This window comes from Flavobacterium sp. (assembly GCF_031363805.1).
In the GTDB taxonomy this organism is placed as follows: domain Bacteria; phylum Bacteroidota; class Bacteroidia; order Flavobacteriales; family Flavobacteriaceae; genus Flavobacterium.
Map to the genome: position 1 here is coordinate 1 of NZ_JANLVD010000122.1, position 2185 is coordinate 2185.

General features: G+C 32.6%; 2 protein-coding genes. One reads left to right on the forward strand and one right to left on the reverse strand.

The window, feature by feature from the left end; all coding sequences use genetic code 11:
- Nucleotides 1-151 precede the first annotated feature (151 nt).
- Nucleotides 152-1258, forward strand: coding sequence for a hypothetical protein (locus tag RMN92_RS07115; protein WP_309608769.1), 1107 nt, complete (start codon nucleotides 152-154; stop codon nucleotides 1256-1258).
- Nucleotides 1259-1446: 188 nt separating this feature from the next.
- Here RMN92_RS07115 and RMN92_RS07120 read toward each other — a convergent pair.
- A partial coding sequence (locus RMN92_RS07120; RefSeq protein WP_309608770.1) for an energy transducer TonB occupies nucleotides 1447-2185 on the reverse strand: 739 nt, incomplete at its 5' end.

Sequence of the window (2185 nt, forward strand, 5' to 3'; positions counted from 1 at the left end):
GCGGTAACTATTGTTGCCAAAGTGCAATTTATGTATAAGAGTGTCAAATTTTCTGTAAAATGTGGAGATAAAGAAGTCCCTCTTGAAAAAGTAGATCCAAAAATGTGGGCAAATTTGGATGAGAATGGGAATTAGAAAAACGCTTTTAATAATGACACAAAAAGAAAAAAAATATAATAGTATTTATCTTAAAGTTGGTTTATCTTTAATTGTTCTATTACTAGTTTTATTTTATTGGCTGGATTACAAGCTAATACAAAAAGACAAACACAAAGACTGGACAACTCTGGAAACCAATACTGATACATTTTATAACATACACAAAACCTCAGTACGTGCGGCTTCATGGATGAAAGTAGGTAATGGAAATATTTATTTATTAGTTGGAGAAAATGACATGAATTTGGTTAACGAAAACGGCAAAATTGTACTTAAATTTGGCTGTTGCCATAATGCATTAGTAGATTTATTTCACAACAGAATAATAAAAAGCAATATAATTCGTAATGATTCTATAAAAATTGTCAATTATGTAAGTTATGATTTAAAAACGTTTGATAGTACTTCTGTAGATATAATTCCATACAGAATCAATGAAACGTATGATTCTTTTCTAAAAAGGAAAAAAATCACAAATGTATATCATGCAAATAACGAAGCGGAATACGATCGTAAGAAAAAGATCATTGAAAAAATGTATTATGAAGAAAATCAAGCGGAAATCAAATTCATCAGTAAACTTCATCCACTAATATATGCTGATACATCATACCACGAGTTTTGGGTTACTTATTACACAGATGATATTGGAAATATTTATGACTTAATTCCATCCTCTGATGGAATTAATAACTATGATGAATTAAAAGAAAGTTGGGATATTTTATATCCACATTGGGAAAAAATGCCTGAAATAATAACTCAAAAAAAATCTAATCCAAGTTTTTCTGTTTCAGATACATCAATAATTACTGGCAATGAATTATACTTTGATTCTGGTATAGTTTTATTTAGTCCTACGGGTAATGACCACAATCGGCCAATGCAAATGTATTTTGAGCAAAATTATTTAAATTATTATACTATTAAATTTCAAAAAAGAAAACTAAATTTTAAAATGGAGGATAATATTCACATAATGTATGTGGAAAAAGATTTGACCAGTTTTGAACAACTCAATATACCAAAATCAGATTTAGATACACTTGCTTTTATTTATAATAATGAATTGTATCGTGTTTATCCTCGAAAGAAATAACAAATTTTGGAACTCAAAAGCACAAATCAAAAGAATATTCTTTAAGAAATACAAATTTTATAATTTTAGTATTATTTGGAATATTATATAATGCGATTATTAACTCAATACATTAATAAAAATTATAAAATTTAAAAGTTCAAAAAGAATTCTGACAATTATTAGTTTTCCACCAGAAATTTAAAAAACTAATTCAAACTAAAACTATAAACAATTTTTCCAACCTGTCTTTCAGGTGCATCATTGCTGGGTTGCCATTTGGTGTTCATAGCGGCAATTTTGGCCTGATCGGCTAGGCATTTGGCGGTGTTGGTTGTACCTTTTACGCCTGTAACTACGCTTATTGTATTTCCATTTCTATCGACCGAAACCTCTACGACTACTTTTCCAGATTCGTCGCAAACATATTTTGGGGAAGGTTTGGACAACGCTTTTCTGTTTCCTAAGGAATATCCGATGCCGCCACCACTGCCGCTTCCGGAGCCTCCGCCAGATCCTGAACCACTTCCGGCTCCTGTTCCTGTGCCGTTGCCCGTTCCGTTTCCGCCTCCTGAGCCACCGCCGGAACCGCCAACGCCGTAGCCGTCATTGGAAATATTTCCGTTGGCAGATCCTTGATTTCCCTGGCTTGAACTGTTTCCATCGCCACCTTTGTTGCCGCCTTTTAAAATATTGTCCAGCGCATCATTAGTATTTTTGGTCACTTTTGGTTTTTCAACAATAGGTTTGATTTCCTTTTTCGGAACTACAACAATAGGTTTTTTAGTGATGGGCTGTTTTGCAATAACCACATCATCATCATCTGTTGAGTTTTCTTGGGCTATTATTTGTTCTTCTGGCTCCGTTGGTTTTGAAACCGCTTGTTTGGTTTCGTTTTTAACTTCCAGTGCTTTACTTTTAAAGTTATTTCCAGAACCAAAATCGGTA